Annotated in this window: 17 protein-coding genes; 5 read left to right on the forward strand and 12 right to left on the reverse strand. The window is 62.0% G+C overall.

All coding sequences use genetic code 11. The features are described 5' to 3' along the window. Window positions 1–20: 20 nt before the first annotated feature. The 12 genes from BM267_RS05200 to BM267_RS05255 all read right to left on the reverse strand — a co-directional run bounded on the left by BM267_RS05200 (window position 21) and on the right by BM267_RS05255 (window position 10720). On the reverse strand, window positions 21–956 hold the full coding sequence (locus BM267_RS05200; protein ID WP_074777557.1) for a siderophore ABC transporter substrate-binding protein: 936 nt from the start codon (window positions 954–956) through the stop codon (window positions 21–23). 189 nt (window positions 957–1145) lie between these two features. After that, the gene (locus BM267_RS05205) at window positions 1146–1721 is read right to left on the reverse strand and encodes a YceI family protein (protein WP_036989160.1); all 576 of its coding nucleotides are present in this window, start codon (window positions 1719–1721) and stop codon (window positions 1146–1148) included. Between the two features lie 26 nt (window positions 1722–1747). Continuing rightward, window positions 1748–2302 (reverse strand): cytochrome b, encoded by a 555-nt coding sequence (locus BM267_RS05210; protein WP_074778673.1) that lies wholly within the window; start codon window positions 2300–2302, stop codon window positions 1748–1750. A 295-nt stretch (window positions 2303–2597) separates the two neighbouring features. After that, the gene (trpC, locus tag BM267_RS05215; RefSeq protein WP_074777555.1) at window positions 2598–3392 is read right to left on the reverse strand and encodes an indole-3-glycerol phosphate synthase TrpC; all 795 of its coding nucleotides are present in this window, start codon (window positions 3390–3392) and stop codon (window positions 2598–2600) included. Beyond that, a complete protein-coding gene (gene trpD, locus BM267_RS05220; protein WP_074777553.1) occupies window positions 3389–4438 on the reverse strand; it encodes an anthranilate phosphoribosyltransferase in 1050 nt (349 codons plus the stop codon). Before trpD ends, trpC begins: the two co-directional genes overlap by 4 nt. A 20-nt stretch (window positions 4439–4458) precedes the next feature. After that, window positions 4459–5055 (reverse strand): aminodeoxychorismate/anthranilate synthase component II, encoded by a 597-nt coding sequence (locus BM267_RS05225; RefSeq protein ID WP_074777551.1) that lies wholly within the window; start codon window positions 5053–5055, stop codon window positions 4459–4461. 10 nt (window positions 5056–5065) lie between these two features. Continuing rightward, a complete protein-coding gene (gene trpE, locus BM267_RS05230) occupies window positions 5066–6544 on the reverse strand; it encodes an anthranilate synthase component I (RefSeq protein ID WP_036990160.1) in 1479 nt (492 codons plus the stop codon). Window positions 6545–6725: 181 nt separating this feature from the next. Further along, window positions 6726–7403: a phosphoglycolate phosphatase gene (locus BM267_RS05235; protein WP_074777549.1), complete on the reverse strand. Its 678-nt coding sequence runs from the start codon at window positions 7401–7403 to the stop codon at window positions 6726–6728. Window position 7404: 1 nt separating this feature from the next. After that, the gene (gene rpe / locus BM267_RS05240) at window positions 7405–8079 is read right to left on the reverse strand and encodes a ribulose-phosphate 3-epimerase (RefSeq protein WP_036989152.1); all 675 of its coding nucleotides are present in this window, start codon (window positions 8077–8079) and stop codon (window positions 7405–7407) included. A gap of 81 nt (window positions 8080–8160) precedes the next feature. After that, the gene (locus BM267_RS05245) at window positions 8161–8946 is read right to left on the reverse strand and encodes a DnaJ domain-containing protein (RefSeq protein ID WP_074777547.1); all 786 of its coding nucleotides are present in this window, start codon (window positions 8944–8946) and stop codon (window positions 8161–8163) included. Window position 8947: 1 nt separating this feature from the next. Then, on the reverse strand, window positions 8948–9625 hold the full coding sequence (gene murU / locus BM267_RS05250) for an N-acetylmuramate alpha-1-phosphate uridylyltransferase MurU (RefSeq protein WP_074777545.1): 678 nt from the start codon (window positions 9623–9625) through the stop codon (window positions 8948–8950). A 3-nt stretch (window positions 9626–9628) separates the two neighbouring features. Next, window positions 9629–10720, reverse strand: coding sequence for an aminoglycoside phosphotransferase family protein (locus tag BM267_RS05255; RefSeq protein WP_083392349.1), 1092 nt, complete (start codon window positions 10718–10720; stop codon window positions 9629–9631). Between the two features lie 84 nt (window positions 10721–10804). Between BM267_RS05255 and BM267_RS05260 the strand changes: the two genes are divergently transcribed. Genes BM267_RS05260 through apaG form a run of 5 tightly spaced genes read left to right on the forward strand, consistent with a single transcriptional unit; the run spans window position 10805 to window position 16949 of the window. Then, window positions 10805–13495, forward strand: a complete 2691-nt coding sequence (locus tag BM267_RS05260) for an LPS-assembly protein LptD (RefSeq protein ID WP_074777542.1) — start codon at window positions 10805–10807, stop codon at window positions 13493–13495. Beyond that, complete coding sequence (locus BM267_RS05265) at window positions 13485–14774, forward strand: peptidylprolyl isomerase (RefSeq protein WP_074777540.1); 1290 nt, start codon at window positions 13485–13487, stop codon at window positions 14772–14774. The genes BM267_RS05260 and BM267_RS05265 overlap by 11 nt, the downstream gene beginning before the upstream one ends. Then, the gene (pdxA, locus tag BM267_RS05270; RefSeq protein WP_074777538.1) at window positions 14775–15767 is read left to right on the forward strand and encodes a 4-hydroxythreonine-4-phosphate dehydrogenase PdxA; all 993 of its coding nucleotides are present in this window, start codon (window positions 14775–14777) and stop codon (window positions 15765–15767) included. It begins immediately after the preceding gene. After that, entirely contained in the window at window positions 15764–16573 is an 810-nt protein-coding gene (gene rsmA / locus BM267_RS05275) for a 16S rRNA (adenine(1518)-N(6)/adenine(1519)-N(6))-dimethyltransferase RsmA (RefSeq protein WP_074777536.1), read from the forward strand. Before pdxA ends, rsmA begins: the two co-directional genes overlap by 4 nt. Beyond that, window positions 16566–16949 (forward strand): Co2+/Mg2+ efflux protein ApaG, encoded by a 384-nt coding sequence (gene apaG, locus BM267_RS05280; protein ID WP_036989142.1) that lies wholly within the window; start codon window positions 16566–16568, stop codon window positions 16947–16949. Before rsmA ends, apaG begins: the two co-directional genes overlap by 8 nt. Window positions 16950–16955: the final 6 nt, after the last annotated feature.

The following is a 16955-nucleotide window of genomic DNA, read 5'->3' on the forward strand; positions in this document are numbered from 1 at the left end:
GCCAGCGAAAGGGCGACTACTCAGCGTGCCGCAGAGAATACCTGAATCAGTTCATCGACACTGTTCTGCATCACACCGATACCGCTGTTATCCAGCAGATACCAGCTGGCCGGGTCCAGGTAGACGATCTGGTCCTTGCTGCCGGCGGTGGTAGCCTCGACCAGTTCGTTGTCCATCAATTCCGCCGCAGCAGTACCCTCGCGGCCGATCGCGGCATCACGGTCCATCACGAACAGCCAATCGGGATCAGCCTCCAGCAGAAACTCGAAGGACACCGCCTGGCCATGGCGGCCGGTCTTGAGATCAGCTACCGCCTGCTCGACACCAAACACATCGTGGATCAGACCGAAGCGGGTACCCTTGCCGAAGGCGGCCATCTTGCCACCGGTGGTGAGCAACAGCAGACCGTCGCCCTGCTCCGCCGTCAGGCTACGCAGCTGCGCCACGGAAGACTTCAACTCGGCAACCAGCTCGGCAGCCTTCTCCTGCTTGCCGAACACCTCACCCAGCAACAGCGTGTTGCGCTCGACACTTCCCAGCAGATCGTTCGGATCAGGGGTCAGGTCAATGCTAGTACCGAACCGGGACACTTCCGCGTACTTACCCTGCGCCCGGCGCCCAAGAATGATCAGATCCGGTTCGGCATTCTTCAGCACCTCGAAGTCCGGCTCGAACAAACTGCCAGCACGAATGAATTCACCCTCACGATACTGCTTGAGCACTTCCGGCGGGTTGGAAGAAGGAATGCCGCTGACGGTAACGCCCAGCTGCGCCAGGGTATCGAGCGTTGACCAGTCGAGTACCACCACCTTCTGCGGCTGCACTGGCACCTGGGTCTCGCCACTGGAATGGGTCACAGCGATGCTCTCGGCATGAGCAACAGACGCACCAGCGCCCATGGCCAAAGCCAGACACACGCTCGAAACAGCAGCAAAACGGGACAGACCTGACAGCATGACAACTCCTTTTTGCAGACCCACAAGCCGCGCCCGCAACAGTCACAAAGCACTGTCGGCACTGATCAGGGATCCCCGATTATTAAGAATAGTTATTGTTTACGATGCTAGCGGAAGCGTCTGGCCAGCGCAATCGAACAGACAAAAAAAAGCGAGCCCGCAGGCTCGCTTTCCAGTATCGCGCCGATCTTACTGGCGGATGCCTTCAATCGTCAGATCCAGCTCGACCACCGCAGAGGCCGGCCCCAGATCCATGGACACGTCATAGTCCGCCAGCTTGATGCTGGTGGTGCCCTCGAAACCGGCACGGTAGCCGCCCCAGGGATCATCACCTTCGCCAACGAAGCGGGCGTCGATCACCACCGGCTTGGTCACGCCGTTGAAGGTGAAGTCACCGGTGACCTTGGCCGTGTTCTCACCTGTCACTTCCACGCCAGTGGAAACAAAGGTGGCCTGGGGATGCTTGGCCACATTCAGGAAGTCATCGCTGCGCAAATGCTTGTCACGCTCGGCATGGTTGGAGTCCACGCTGGCGGTATTGATGGTGACGTTCACCTTGCTGTTTTCCGGATTTTCCGCATCCCAGCTGAAGGTGCCATCAAAATCGTTGAAGCGGCCATGCAACATGCTGAAACCCATGTGCCCGGTCTTGAAGTTGATGAAGGCATGCTGGCCTTCCTTGTCGATCTGGTAGTCAGCTGCGTACAGCGAGCCGGACAGAGCCATCAAACCACCCAGAGCGACCCCAGCAAAAATCTTTTTCATACCTGTTTCTCCTATGAATCCGTCAATTACCGCGCTCGCATGCCCAGCATGCGGCGCAATGTATCGTCACGATCAAGAAAATGATGTTTCAGGGCGCCCAACGCATGCAACGCCGCCAATCCCAGTACCGCTATCGCTACCCAGTAATGCACTGCTCCGGCGCGGTCAGCCTGACTGGGCAGACCGGTTATCGAAGCCGGTATCTCAAACCAGCCAAAGACACTGATACCTTGCCCCGTGGCCGTAGAAATCAGATAACCACTGAGCACGATAACCAACAGCATCAGGTATAGCAGCCCATGCACCACACCCGCCACGCTGATTTCCCAGCGCTTATGATTGGGCAGATGCGCCGGACGCGGATTGCCCCAGCGCCATAGCAGCCGCAACACCAGCACGGCGGCCAGGGTGATGCCGATACTCTTGTGCCAGAACGGAGCGCTGCGGTAATAGGGACTGTAGTAACTCAGGTCAGTCATCCACAAGCCGAGTATCGCCAGCCCGATCACCGCCAGAGCCACCAGCCAATGCAACACGATGGCCACCAGGCCGTAGCGTTGCTGTGAATTTCTCAGTTGCATTTGAATATGTCCGGTACCGATGATGCGAAGATCATACATCGACACAGGAAAACAAAAAGGGGAAATATTGGGTAGGAAATATCTGATTTATAGATACGTCTTGAATACAACGTCTCTGAATACCTGCATTTCTCTAACAACCACCCCGGGGGAGGCTAGCCTCCGACCGGCCCCTGTGGCGGCCAGGGAAGGTCACCACACGAGCGCCCATGGATGGCTAGAGCGGGTCCGGGCAGGAGCTGGTCGCCCGCGCATCGCTGCACGGACTAACCGCAACAAGGGGTGTACCAAACAATCAGAAAAACAATCGCTTCAACTCAGCCCCCGGATCAGACGCCCGCATAAACGCCTCGCCCACCAGGAAACCATAAACATCATTGCCCAGCATCAACTCCACATCGGCACGAGTGAGAATGCCACTCTCGGTAACCGCCAGACGATCCGCCGGCACACGGCTCAGCAATTGCAGCGTGGTATCCAGGGACACCTCGAAGGTATGCAGATTACGGTTATTGATACCTACCAACGGCGTATCCAGTTGCAGCGCCCGGTCCAGCTCGGCACCGTCATGCACCTCAACCAGCACATCCATCCCCAGCTCGACCGCAGCGGCATTCAACTCAGCCATCTGCCCATCTTCCAGCGAAGCCACAATCAGCAGAATGCAATCAGCGCCCATCGCCCGGGCTTCGACCACCTGATAGGGGTCGACCATGAAATCCTTGCGGATAACCGGCAGATCGCAGGCCGCACGAGCCTGCTGCAGATACTCCGTACTACCCTGGAAGAAATCGATATCGGTCAGTACTGACAGGCAAGCCGCACCACCCTGCTGGTAACTGACCGCAATCTCCCCCGGGTTGAAGTTCGCGCGAATTACCCCCTTGCTCGGCGACGCCTTCTTCACCTCGGCAATCACCGCCGGCTGCTGCGCTGCCGCCCGCTGGCGCAGCGCCTGGGCAAAACCGCGCGGTGCATCAGCTCGGGTGGCCAGCCGTTGCAGCTCGTCCACTGAAATGCGCGCACGGTTTTCCTTCACTTCTTCATACTTGCGCGCAACGATATTTTCCAGAATGGTCGGCAGGCTCATTTCTGCAGCGCCTCCTCGCGAAAGATTTCAGTGAAGGACGCCAGTTCGGCCAGCTTTTCCCGGGCCATGCCCGAATAGAGTGCATCGGAGGCCAACTCAACACCCTCTTTCAAGGTACTCGCCACGTCGGCTGCATAGAGCGCAGCACCGGCATTCAGGATGATCATATCCGCCGCCTTCTCGCCGACTTCGGTCTCGCGCTTGCCCAGCGCATCACGGATCAGCTTCAGCGATGCCTCCGGGCCTTCCACGGTCAGCCCGATCAGGCTGCGGCTCTTGATACCCAGATCCTCCGGGCTCACCTCATACTCAGTGACCGTGCCATCTTTCAGCTCGGCAATATGCGTCGGTGAGGCCAGGCTGATCTCATCCAGACCATCGCGCGAATGCACGATCAATACATGCTGGCTGCCCAGGCGGCCCATCACCTCGGCCATCGGCCGGCACAGCGCCTTGCTGAATACCCCGATCACCTGATGCTTGACCCCAGCCGGGTTGGTCATCGGCCCAAGCATATTGAACAAGGTGCGCATGCCCAGCTCGCGCCGCGGCCCGACCGCATGCTTCATCGCCCCATGATGCGCCGGGGCAAACATGAAGCCGACGCCCACATGCTCCACACAGCGCGCCACTTGCTCCGGCGTCAGGTTCAGGTTGATGCCCGCCGCCTCCAGCAGATCGGCGCTCCCGCTCTTGCCGGATACCGCACGGTTGCCGTGCTTGGCCACCTGACCGCCAGCAGCCGCCACCACAAAGGCCGCCGCCGAGGACACATTGAAAATGTTTGCCCCATCACCACCGGTACCGCAGGTATCGACCAGGTTATCCCCCGGAATCGCCACCTTGGATGCCAGCTCACGCATGGCCAGGGCCGCGCCGGTGATTTCATCCAGGCTTTCACTCTTCATGCGCAGCGCCACCAGCATGCCGCCGATCTGCGCATCAGTGCACTGGCCGGTCATGATCTGCCGCATCACGTCCTGCATTTCCTCGGTGGACAGGTCGATCTGTTCGACAACCCTGGCCAGCGCTGTGGTGATATCCATTGTTAGAATCTCCTGAATCGTCAGCTGCGCATTCCGCCCTGCTGTTTGAGAAAGTTGGCCAGCAGTTCATGGCCCTGTTCGCTGAGAATGGACTCGGGATGAAATTGCACCCCCTCGATCATGTACTGGCGATGGCGCACACCCATGATCTCATCCACCGTACCGTCTGCATGTTGCGTCCAGGCAGTCATCTCCAGGCAATCGGGCAGGGTATCACGCTGCACTACCAGGGAATGGTAGCGGGTCACGGTCAACGGATTGGCCAGCCCGACGAATACGCCCATGCCCCGATGGTAGACCGGGCTGGTCTTGCCATGCATGGCTTCACGGGCGCGTACCACCTCGCCGCCGAAGGCCTGGCCGATGCTCTGATGGCCCAGGCAGATGCCCAGAATCGGCAGTTTGCCGGCAAAGTGCTGGAGAACAGGTACCGAGACACCGGCTTCGTTCGGCGTGCAGGGGCCGGGCGATATCACGATGCGCTCAGGCTGCAACGCGTCGATCTGCGCCACGCTCAGCTCATCGTTGCGCACGACCTTGACCTCGGCACCCAATTCACCAAGGTACTGCACCACGTTCCAGGTGAAGGAGTCGTAATTGTCGATCATCAATAACATGCTCAGCTCCTCACTCGGCCGATTGTTCGGCCAGCGCCACGGCGCGGAACATCGCGCGACGCTTGTTGATGGTTTCTTCCCATTCCAGCTCGGGCACCGAGTCGGCGACGATGCCACCGCCAGCCTGCACATGCAGCTCACCATGCTTGATCACCGCGGTGCGGATGGCGATCGCGGTGTCCATATTGCCATTCCATGCCCAGTAACCCACCGCGCCACCGTAGACGCCGCGCTTGACCGGCTCCAGCTCGTCAATGATTTCCATGGCGCGGATCTTCGGCGCACCGGACAAAGTGCCCGCCGGCAGGATCGCACGCAGGGCATCCATGGCGGTCAACTCGGGGCGCAACCGGCCACGGACGTTGGAAACGATGTGCATGACATTGGAGTAGCGCTCGATGACCATCTTCTCGGTCACCTGCACCTGGCCGATGGCAGCCACCCGGCCCACGTCATTGCGCCCCAGGTCGATCAGCATCAGATGCTCGGCCAGCTCCTTGGCGTCGGACAGCAGATCCTGCTCCAGCGCCAGGTCAGCCTCTTCGGTGGCTCCGCGCGGGCGGGTACCGGCGATCGGCCGCACCGTCACCTCACCCTCCTCCACCCGCACCAGCACCTCGGGCGAACTGCCGACCACATGGAAGTCGTCCAGGTTGAAGAAGTACAGATAGGGCGTTGGATTCTGGCTGCGCAGGGCGCGGTAGAGGTCAATCGGCGCCGCCTTGAAGTCGATGCTCATGCGCTGGGATGGCACCACCTGCATGCAATCCCCAGCCAGGATGTAATCCTTGATGGTGTCGACCGCGTTCTGGTAATCCTCACGGGTGAAGCTCGCGCGGTATTCCAGATCACGCTCTGCGACGGCAGCCAGATCAAGCCCGGGACGCGGGGTGAAGGGTGCGGCCAGCTGCGCCAGCAGCCCATCCAGACGGCGGTTGGCCTGCTCCCAGGCATCGTCGTTTGCCGTGTCGGCCAACACGATGACGTGCAGCTTGCCGGCCAGGTTGTCGAACACCACTACCTCATCGGACACCATCAGCAGGATGTCCGGATTGCCCAGTGGATCGGGGTTGGGTGAATCACCGAGCCGGCGCTCCACATAGCGCACGCAGTCGTAGCCAAAATAACCGACCAGCCCGCCATTGAAGCGCGGCAGCCCGGGAATACTTGGCACCTGGTAGCGCGCCTTGAACTCTTCGACGAAGGCCAGCGGATCCTCACACTGGTGGGATTCGGTTTCGACACCGTCCACCAGCACGCTGGCGGTGTAGCCATGCACCTTCAGCAAGGTGCGCGCCGGCAAGCCAATAATCGAATAGCGGCCCCACTTCTCACCGCCCTGTACGGATTCGAGCAGATAGGAATAGGGCGCGTCGGCCAGTTTCAGATAGGTGGACAGCGGCGTGTCCATGTCAGCCAGCACCTCGCGCACAACGGGTACGCGGTTGCAATCCTGGGCAGCCAGGCGGAGGAATTCGTCTTGGGTCATGATCAGCCTCATGGGCGGGTAGATGTCACACACACAAACCGGGCGCCTGCGCAGAAGGCAGGCGAAAGAAGTTCAGGGACGCCAACGCCAGCGGGCGAGCGCCTTCATCATTCCCATCAGTATGCGGTTGCTGACAAACACGGCTGATCCATCGATTCGGTGAACAGGTAACGCTGCAAGACTATATGAGCGCATCGAGCGAATCAACCAGCAGGTCCGGCTCCTCCAGTGCAACCGACCGGCCATGGTTGTAACCGTAGCTGACCGCGACCACCCTGACGCCGGCGGCGCGAGCGGCCAGTACATCGTTGCGCGAATCACCGATGAACAGGCTCTGCTGCGCGGTCACGCCAGCGGCGGACATGACCTGTAGCAGCCCCGCCGGATCGGGCTTCTTCACTGGCAGGGTATCGCCACCGATAATCCAGTCGAAGCGGCCCAGCCCTTTCTCTTCCAGCAACGGCGCAACGAAGCGTTCGGGTTTATTGGTGATCACCGCCAACGCCACTTGCCGCGCCCGCAGCCAGTCCAGCAGCGCCGACACGCCCGGGTAGACGGTGGTAGCGTCATGGCCGCCGGAATAGGCCTGCATGAAATCGGCCAGCGCCGCCTGGGCCTCGGCCTCGTCCACGTTCGCATGATCAATACTATCGGCCAGTGCACGGCGCACCAAGACCAGGGCACCATTGCCAACCCAGTCCTTTACCCGCGCGACGCCGGCGGCCGGACGATTGCGCAGGGCCAGTACCTGGTCCACCGCTGCCGCCAGATCCGGCACCGAGTCGACCAGAGTGCCGTCCAGATCGAACATCACCAGGCGTGGCAAGGCACCGTCGAACAGCCGCTCCAGCTCGCTCATGCTAGCGCTTCACCTGGGCCAGTTCGGCGCGCATCTGATCGATCACAGTCTTGTAATCCGGCGCATTGAAAATGGCCGAGCCGGCAACAAAGGTGTCAGCGCCCGCTTCGGCTACCTGCCGGATGTTCTGCACGTTCACGCCGCCATCGACTTCCAGGCGGATATCCCGCCCGCTGGCGTCGATCAGCGCCCGCGCCTCGCGCAGCTTGTCGAGGGTGCCGGGGATGAATTTCTGCCCACCGAAACCGGGGTTGACGCTCATCAGCAGGATCATGTCTACCTTATCCATCACGTACTTCAAGGCATCCAGCGAGGTTGCCGGGTTGAACACCAGCCCGGCCTTGGCGCCACCTGATTTGATCAGTTGCAGGGAGCGATCAACGTGGTCGCTGGCTTCCGGATGAAAGGTGATGAAGGACGCGCCGGCTTCGAGGAAATCACCGATGATGCGGTCGACGGGGCGGACCATCAGATGCACGTCAATGGGCGCGGTAACGCCGTATTTGCGCAACGCAGTGCAGACCATCGGGCCAATGGTCAGGTTGGGTACGTAGTGGTTGTCCATCACATCGAAATGAACAATGTCGGCACCCGCCGCCAGCACCCGATCCACATCTTCCCCGAGACGGGCGAAGTCGGCAGAGAGAATGGACGGGGCTATCGCGTAATCAGGCATGGCAGACCTCTGGGATAATCGGAACCCGGGTATTCTACCCTCTCGAGCAGCACTCGTGGGGATGCGCTGGCTGCGCGCCCGTCAGCGGAAGCCGCGATACCGCCGGATCTTCTCGTAGGCCTGCTGGATCCGGTGGACTTGCTCACCCGCTGCGGCCAACTCGGCTTCACCCGCACCAGCGGCCAGTTGCTTATCCGGGTGATGACGGCTGAGCAGCCGGCGATAGGCGCGCTTGATCTGCGCCGGTTCCGCGTCGAGCTCAATGCCCAGCACGGCCGCAGCCTGCTGCAGCCCACCACCGGCGGAAACCGGGGCGGCGCTGCCCGGGCGGCGGCGCTGGTGGCGCTGTTGCATCCGCTGCTGCTCGGCCTTGCCCAGGCCGGCAATGACGGCCCAGCGGTCGAGCAGCTGGCGCGCGGCCGTACTCGGCTGCCCCTGTACCAGCGCCATGCGCCAGCAACCATCGAGCAACTCGGCATTGCGCCCCGGCTGCTGGCGGCACAAGCGGCGCAGTTGCCTCTCCATAGTGGTGGCCGGCAACTTGCCCCGGTTGAAATCGGCCATGGCGGCCAACCGTTGTGACTCATCCAGGCGGTACTGCTGCATCAGTTCCCGAGCCAACTGCAGGTGCTCGGGCGTTACCCTGCCATAGGCCTTGGCCATACGCCCCAGACAGAGAAAAAGCACCTGCTGGAATTCCGGCCTCAGCCCCAGCCGCCGCCCCAGCTGCGCCGGCAACTCGGACCAGCGCCGCAAACCCCAATGCCGGTCCAGCGCATGGCCGAGTACCCCACCGAGAATACCGCCGGGCACGCCGGCAACGGCACTTCCCAACAGCACACCCACTACGGTCATCGGCCACAACATATCAGCGCTCCCGCGCCCGCAGATCGGCCTGCTGCAACCGCTCCGGCGTGCCGACATCGATCCAGCTGCCAGCATGGGCTTCGCCACTGACCAGCCCCTGCTCGGCAGCGGCCCGCAGCAGCGGCGCCAGCGGTTGCGGGCCCTCGGCCAAGCCAGCGAACAGCCGTGGCGACAATACCGCGATGCCGCTGTAGGTCAGGGCTGCGCTTCGCTCGGCCTCGTTCGCGGGATTGACGATTGCCCCTTCGCGCAGCAGGAAGTCGCCATGGGCTTTGAAGGGCGGGTTATCCACCAAGACCAGATGCGCCAGCTTGCCCGTTGGCAACTGCAGCCGGGAAAAGTCGAAATCGGTCCAGATATCGCCATTGACCAGCACGAAAGGCTCTTCACCCAGCAACGGCAGGGCGCGCAGGATACCGCCGGCGGTTTCCAGTGGCTGCTCTTCGGCCGACCAACTGATCCGCACGCCGTGGGCGGTACCATCACCGAAGGCCGTTTCAAGCTGCTCCCCCAACCAGGCGTGGTTGATCACCAGCTGGCCCAGTCCGGCCCGTTGCAAGGCTTCGATATGCCACTGGATCAGCGGTTTTCCGGCCACCGGCAGCAACGGCTTGGGAGTATGCAGGGTCAGTGGGCGCATACGCTCGCCCTTGCCCGCCGCCAGGATCATTGCTTTCATCTATTACAACTCCAGACTGTCCAGCAAGCGGCTCAGCGGGGCCAGCCGCGCATCGCTGCCGCAGGCGTCACGCAGGTATTGCACGAAGCGCGGTGCATCTTCCAGATAATGCGGCTTGCCATCGCGATAGCGGATGCGGGCGAAGATGCCCAGCACCTTGAGGTGACGCTGCACCCCCATCAGCCGGGACTGACCAAGAAAGGTGTCAAAGTGCGCCGGCAAGCCGATACCTGCTGCGCGCGCCTGTTCCCAGTAGCGGCCGATCCAGCGCTCACGCTCGGCCAGCGGCAGATTGAAGAAGGCATCGGCAAACAGCGAGGTCACGTCATAACTGGCTGGGCCGTACAACGCATCCTGAAAATCCAGCACACCAGGCTCGCCCGGGGCCGTCATCAGGTTGCGCGGCATGTAGTCCCGATGCACGAAGACCTTGTTCTCGGCCAGATGGCTGTCCAGCAATGTAGTGCACAAGGTTTCCCAGTCCGCCCGCTGCTCGGCATTCAGCTCATGCTGCAGATGTCGGGCGACAAACCAATCAGGAAACAGCGCCAGCTCACGGCGCAATACCGCTTCATCGTACTCGGGCAGCTCACCCGGCCGACTACTGGCCTGCCAGCGCACCAGGGCGCTGATGGCCCCGGCGTACAGCCGCTCCAGCTCAGCATCGCTCACCCCGGCCTGGATACTCTGCAGATAGGTGCGCGCGCCCAGATCCTCCAGCAGCAGAAAGCCCTGTTGCGGGTCGGCGGCGAGAATGGCGGGTGTCTTCACGCCGGCGGCGGCCAGCAAACCGGCGATCCGGATAAATGGCCGCACGTCTTCCTGCTCCGGCGGCGCATCCATGATGATCAGGCTGTGCGCCCCATCGCTCCAGCGAAAATAACGGCGAAAACTGGCATCGGCACTGGCCGGTTGCAGCTCGCCGGCACCGACCTGAGCCCAGCCCTGCTGCTGGTGCGCCTCGGCCAACGCCGCGGGCAACCAAGCCTCCAACAAACTTCGTCTTGCATCCACCTTGGGGTCTCCTGCTTCCGCACTGGCTCTGGCGCCTAACAATGCTTTATTATCCACGATCTCGATAAGCAGACGCAGCATGCATGTTGCAATTGCCTCGCACAAGGGAGACGCTTCCGAGTCATCGCGAGCCTGCACGCCCGACTGAATCCCGGATAACGACAAATGGCCTACCCAAAACCACCGTTTCGCCCCTCCTTCTCCCTGCTGCTGGCCAGCGGACTCCTGCTGGCCCAACCCGCTACCAGCCTGGCGGTCAGCCAGGTCGAATGCCGCGCCGACAGCGCCGGCGGTGGCTGGGTATGTGTGCCACTCGAAGCCACCGCGGACCTGCCGCCGCGGCCCGGCACGCCGGTGGTACGTACCACCGAAGCAGAGCCGGAGCCCGAACGCGCCGTCAGTGAAATCCGCCAGCCCGCCGCCAGCCCGCAGACGGCGGACTTCAGCGAACTGGATTGGGTACCCCGCGACCAGTTGACCGAAGCCCAGCAGGCTGCCATCGCCCCCTATTGCAGTGGCGACTACATCGAGCCGCCGCGGGCCGGTCGGGATGACAACACCCCCTTCGACCAGCTCCCGGTCTATGCCAGCGCCGACTCCAGCAGCTTCGAACAACGCAACCAGACCGGCACCCTGCAGGGCGACGTCTTGCTGCAGCAGGGCAGACTCCAGGCCCAGGCCAATGAAGCCAGCTTCGATCAGGGCAACAATCTGGTCCGCCTGAACGGCGACGTGCGCCTGCGCGACCAGGGTGTGCTGGTACTGGGTGATCGGGCTCAGATGCAGATCGACAGCGGCGAAACCCGTATCGAGCAGGTACGCTATGTCGTCCACGACGCCAATGCCCGCGGCAGCGCCGAAAAGCTGATGCGCCGCGACGACGCCGTCATCGTCATGACCGATGGCAGCTATACCACCTGCTCCCCAGGCAACAACGCCTGGAGCCTGCACAGTGATGATATCGAGCTGGACCGGGAAAAAGGCTGGGGCGAAGCCAAGCATGTGACCCTGAAGGTGAAGGATGTACCGGTGTTCTATACCCCGTACATCTATTTCCCATTGGATGACCGCCGCCAGACCGGTCTGCTGCCGCCTACCATCAGCAACTCGACCGACAACGGCACCGAACTGGTCACGCCTTACTACATCAACATCGCCCCGAACTATGACGCCACCCTGTACCCTCGCCTGATGAGCAAGCGCGGTCTGCAGATGGAAGGCGAGTTCCGCTACATGCAGCCGGGGCACGAAGGCCAGCTCAGCGCCTCCTTCCTGGATGACCGCGAGTTCGACGACAACCGCTGGCTCTATGGCTGGGAACACATGGGCGGGCTGCAAAGTCGCTGGACCACCGAGGTCGAGTACTTCGACATCAGCGATCCGTTCTATTTCCAGGACCTGAACAGCTCGCTGGATGCCCGCAGCGATACCTATGTCAACCAGCGCGGCGCCGTCACCTACCGGGGCAACGGCTGGCAGTTCCAGGCGGCGGTGCACGCCTATGAACTGGCGACCATCACTTCGGTCACGCCCTATGAGCGTCTGCCACAGTTGCGCCTAAATGGTGCCCATTGGCTGGGCGACAGCGGCCTGAAATTCGATTATCGGGCCGAGTACGCCTATTTCGACCGGGATCTGGGCCGGGGCTTCCTGGAAGGCAAAAATGGTGTGCACGTTGATGCCTTCGGTCCGATCTCGACACCCGATGAAAACCTCATCGGCCTGCAGCGCGCCACCGGCCATCGCGTCAGCCTGAGCCCGCGCCTGAGCTACCCGATGCAGAACAGCTGGGGCTACTTCACCCCCGCGGCTCGCGTGCAGTCGACCTATTACGATCTGGATTTCGACAAACGCCAGCATCGCGACGTGGCCACCAACCCCGACCTGTTCTTCGATTACGACAACGCCGATACCAACCCCTCCAGCACCATTCCGGTGGCCAGTTTCGACGCCGGCCTGTATTTCGACCGTGACACCAGCTGGTTCGGCAAGGATCTGCGGCAGACCCTGGAGCCCCGCGCTTTCTATCTGTATGCGCCGGACCGCGACCAAAGTGATCAGCCGCTGTTCGACACCAACGAGAATACCTTCAGCTATAACTCGCTATTCCGTGACGACCGCTTCAGCGGCAACGACCGCACCGGCGATGCCAACCAACTGGCGCTGGGTGTGACCAGCCGGGCGCTGGAGAGCAATGGTGTTGAACGCGCCCGCGCCAGTTTCGGGCAGATCTTCTATTTCGAGGATCAACGCGTTCAACTGCTCAATACCGACGGTCAGCGCCGCGAGGAGAACGACAACTCCACTTCCGCCTATGCAGCCGAGCTCATGTACCGGGTCAGCGACGCCTGGAAACTGCGCAGCGATGTGCTGTGGGATCCGGAGGAAAACAATAACAACGCGGGCAGCCTGCTGGTCAATTACCAACCAGAGCCGCGCAAGGTCATCAACGCCGGTTATCGCTTCCGCAACGAGACCAATACCTTCAATGCCCTGACCGGCCGCTTCAATGAAAACGAGAACCGTCGTATCGATCAATCCGACATGTCCTTTATCTGGCCGCTCAACCCGCAGTGGAGCATGATCGGCCGCTGGCAGCATGATTTCGCCGGAGACCGAACCCTGGAAGCCTTCGGCGGTCTTGAGTATGACAGCTGCTGCTGGAAGCTCCGCTTCATCAACCGTTATTGGGTCGATTACAACGAGTTCGAGTCGGTTACCCGTGATGAGGGCAACCGCGGCATCTTCCTGCAGGTGGTCCTCAAAGGACTTGGCAGCGTCACCGGCAATCGTGTCGACAGTCTTCTGGACGAAGGCATTCCTGGCTACAGAGAGCGTGAAAACAATGCATTTTAAGCTACACCGCAAGCTCATCGGCCTGTGTGCCGGTCTGCTGATCAGCACTGGCCTGCAAGCCCAGATGGTTGAATTGGACCGGGTCGCGGCCATCGTCGATAACGACGTGGTCATGCAGAGCCAGGTGGAAGAACGGATGGACACCATCCGTCAGCAACTCAGCGAAAGGGGTACCGAACTACCTCCCGAAGAGGTGCTGCGCACCCAGGTGATCGACCGTCTGGTGCTGGAAAGCATCCAGTTGCAGATGGGCGAGCGAGCCGGCATTCGTATCGATGATGCCAGCCTCAACCAGACCATGCAGCAGTTGGCCGAGCGCAACGGGGTAACCCTGGAGCAGTTTCGCGCCGCCCTCGATCGCGACGGCATCAACTACAACCAGGCACGCGAACAGGTGCGCCGGGAAATGATCATCAACCGGGTGCGCCAGCGCCGGGTGGCCGAGCGGATTCAGGTCAGTGATCAGGAAGTGCGCAACTTCCTCAACTCCGAAGTCGGTCGCTATCAGACCGCCGCCGATTACCGCCTGGCCATGATCGTGCTGCCGGTGTCGGAAAACGCCAGCAGCGATGAGGCCCGCCAGCAAGCTGAGGTTGTCAGCGATATCCACCGCGAACTGAGCGAGGGCGCTGATTTCACTCGCCTGGCGGTCAGCCGTTCCGGTGGTGAGCACGCCCTGGAAGGCGGTGAGCTGGGCTGGCGCAAGGCCGCCCAATTGCCTCCGACCTTCGCCAATGCGGTAGCCGATCTGGAGATTGGCGAGATTACCGCACCGCTGCGCTCCCCCGCTGGTTACCACATTCTCAAGCTGCTGGAAAAGCGCGGCGGCGACAACCTGCTGGTGGACGAATTCAATGTGCGCCACATCCTGATCAAGCCCAGCGAAATCCGCAGCGAAGAAGAAGCCGCCCAGCTGATTGGGCGGCTGTATGAGCGCATCCGTGCCGGCGAATCCTTCGCCACCCTGGCTCGCTCCTTCTCGGAAGACCCGGGCTCGGCACTCAACGGTGGCTCGCTCAGCTGGGTGACTGCCGACGCCATGGTCCCCGAGTTCCGCGAGGTCATGACTTCAACACCGGAGAATCAGATCTCAGCGCCGTTCCAGAGCCAGTTCGGCTGGCACATCCTGCAGGTGGAAGGTCAGCGGCAGGTCGATATGACCGATGAAATGCGTGAGCAGCAAGCCCGCAACCTGCTGCAGAACCGCAAGTTCGATGAGGAGCTGCAGACCTGGCTGCTGGAGATTCGTGACGAAGCCTATGTCGAGATCAAGAGCTAAGTGACTGTTTCCGCCATTGCCCTGACCGCCGGCGAACCCGCCGGCATCGGTCCCGATCTGTGTCTGCTGCTGGCCCGTGAGCCCTGTGCCCATGAGCGCGTGGTCATCGCCGATCCGGACCTGCTTGCCGAGCGTGCCCATCAGCTCGGCCTTGCCATCGAATTGCAAGCCTACGACCCGACACGCCCGCCGGCTGCGCAGCAGGCCGGCCAGCTCAGTGTGTTGCCAGTACCCCTGGCGGCTGGCTGCCAGCCCGGCAAACTGAACCCGGCCAACGCCCGCTACGTGCTGGAAACCCTGCGTCTGGGTGGCCAGGGCTGTATCGACGGGCAGTTCGCCGCGGTAGTGACAGCGCCGGTGCACAAAGGCGTGATCAACGATGCCGGCGTGCCCTTCTCCGGGCACACCGAGTTCTTCGCTGACCAGACCGGCACTGAGCAGGTAGTGATGATGCTGGCCTGCCCCGGCCTGCGCGTGGCCCTGGCGACCACCCATCTGCCGCTGCGCGAGGTGGCCGATGCCATTACGCCGCAGGCGCTGGAACGGGTAATCCGCATCCTGCACGACGATCTGCGCAGCAAGTTCGGCATCGCCGCGCCACGCATCCTGGTGTGCGGTCTGAACCCACACGCCGGCGAAGGCGGGCACCTGGGCCGCGAGGAGATCGACATCATCATCCCGCTGCTGGAGCGCCTGCGCGATGAAGGCATGCAGCTGGATGGTCCACTGCCCGCCGATACCCTGTTCACCCCCAAACATCTCGACCAGGCCGATGCGGTACTGGCGATGTATCACGACCAGGGCCTGCCGGTGCTCAAGCACAAGGGCTTTGGTCAGGCGGTCAACGTCACCCTGGGCCTGCCGATCATTCGCACCTCGGTCGATCACGGCACAGCGCTGGATCTGGCCGCCACCGGACAGGTCGACGTAGGCAGCCTGAAGGTCGCCCTGCACACCGCCATCAGCATGATCGAAGCCCGAGGCCGGCAATGAATGAATTTGCTCCACACCGGGCGCGCAAGCGTTTCGGTCAGAATTTCCTGCATGATCACGGCGTGATCAATCGTATCCTGCGTGGCATCGCCCCGCGTGAAGGCCAGCACCTGGTCGAGATTGGTCCGGGCCAGGGTGCGCTGACCGAAGGTCTGCTCGCCAGTGGTGGCCGACTCGACGTGGTCGAGCTGGACCATGACCTGCACCCGCTGCTGCAGGCCCGCTTCGGCGGCAACCCGCAGTTCACCTTGCACAAGGGCGACGCGCTGAAGTTCGATTTCCGTTCCCTGGCCCAGCCGGGTGAGAAACTGCGGGTGGTCGGCAACCTGCCGTACAACATCTCCACGCCGCTGATGTTCCATCTGCTCAATCAGGCCGACTGCATCGCCGACATGCATTTCATGCTGCAGAAGGAAGTGGTGCAGCGCCTGGCTGCCGGCGCCGGCATGAATCATTACGGCCGCCTGGGCATCATGGTGCAGTACCATTGCCAGGTAGAGCATCTGTTCGATGTGGGTCCCGGCGCCTTCAATCCGCCGCCCAAGGTCGACTCGGCGATCGTGCGCCTGACGCCCCATGCCGTGCTGCCGCATCCCGCTGATGATCCCAAGGTCCTGGAGCTGATCGTCCGTGAAGCCTTCAATCAGCGGCGCAAGACGATGCGCAACACGCTCAAGGGCCTGCTCGATGCCGATGCCATCGCCGCCGAAGGTATCGATCCGACCCTGCGGCCGGAACAGATCGACCTGGCCGGCTTTGTGCGGCTGGCCAACCGCCTGGCTCGCGAGCAGCGTGACCATGACTGATTCCCGGCTACAGAACATTCTGGTCGAGGCGCAGACACGCTATCTGAACGAGCAGTCCGACCCGGCGCAAAACCGCTTCGCCTTTGCCTATACCATCACCATCCGCAATGCCGGCCAGGTCGCCGCCCAACTGCTCGATCGCCACTGGGTCATCACCGACGGCAACGGCAAGGTCCAGGAAGTCCGCGGCCCGGGTGTGGTGGGCGAGCAGCCACTGATCGAGCCCGGTGCCAGCTACACCTATACCAGTGGTTGTCTGCTGGAAACCCCGGTGGGCAGCATGCAAGGCAGCTATGGCATGCGCAGTGCAAATGGGGAGGAATTTCGCGCGCCGGTCGCGGTCTTCCGTTTGGCCAGACCCAACGCGCTCAACTGAGGTACC

It is taken from the genome of Halopseudomonas bauzanensis (assembly GCF_900114735.1).
GTDB classification, from domain to species: Bacteria; Pseudomonadota; Gammaproteobacteria; order Pseudomonadales; family Pseudomonadaceae; genus Halopseudomonas; species Halopseudomonas bauzanensis.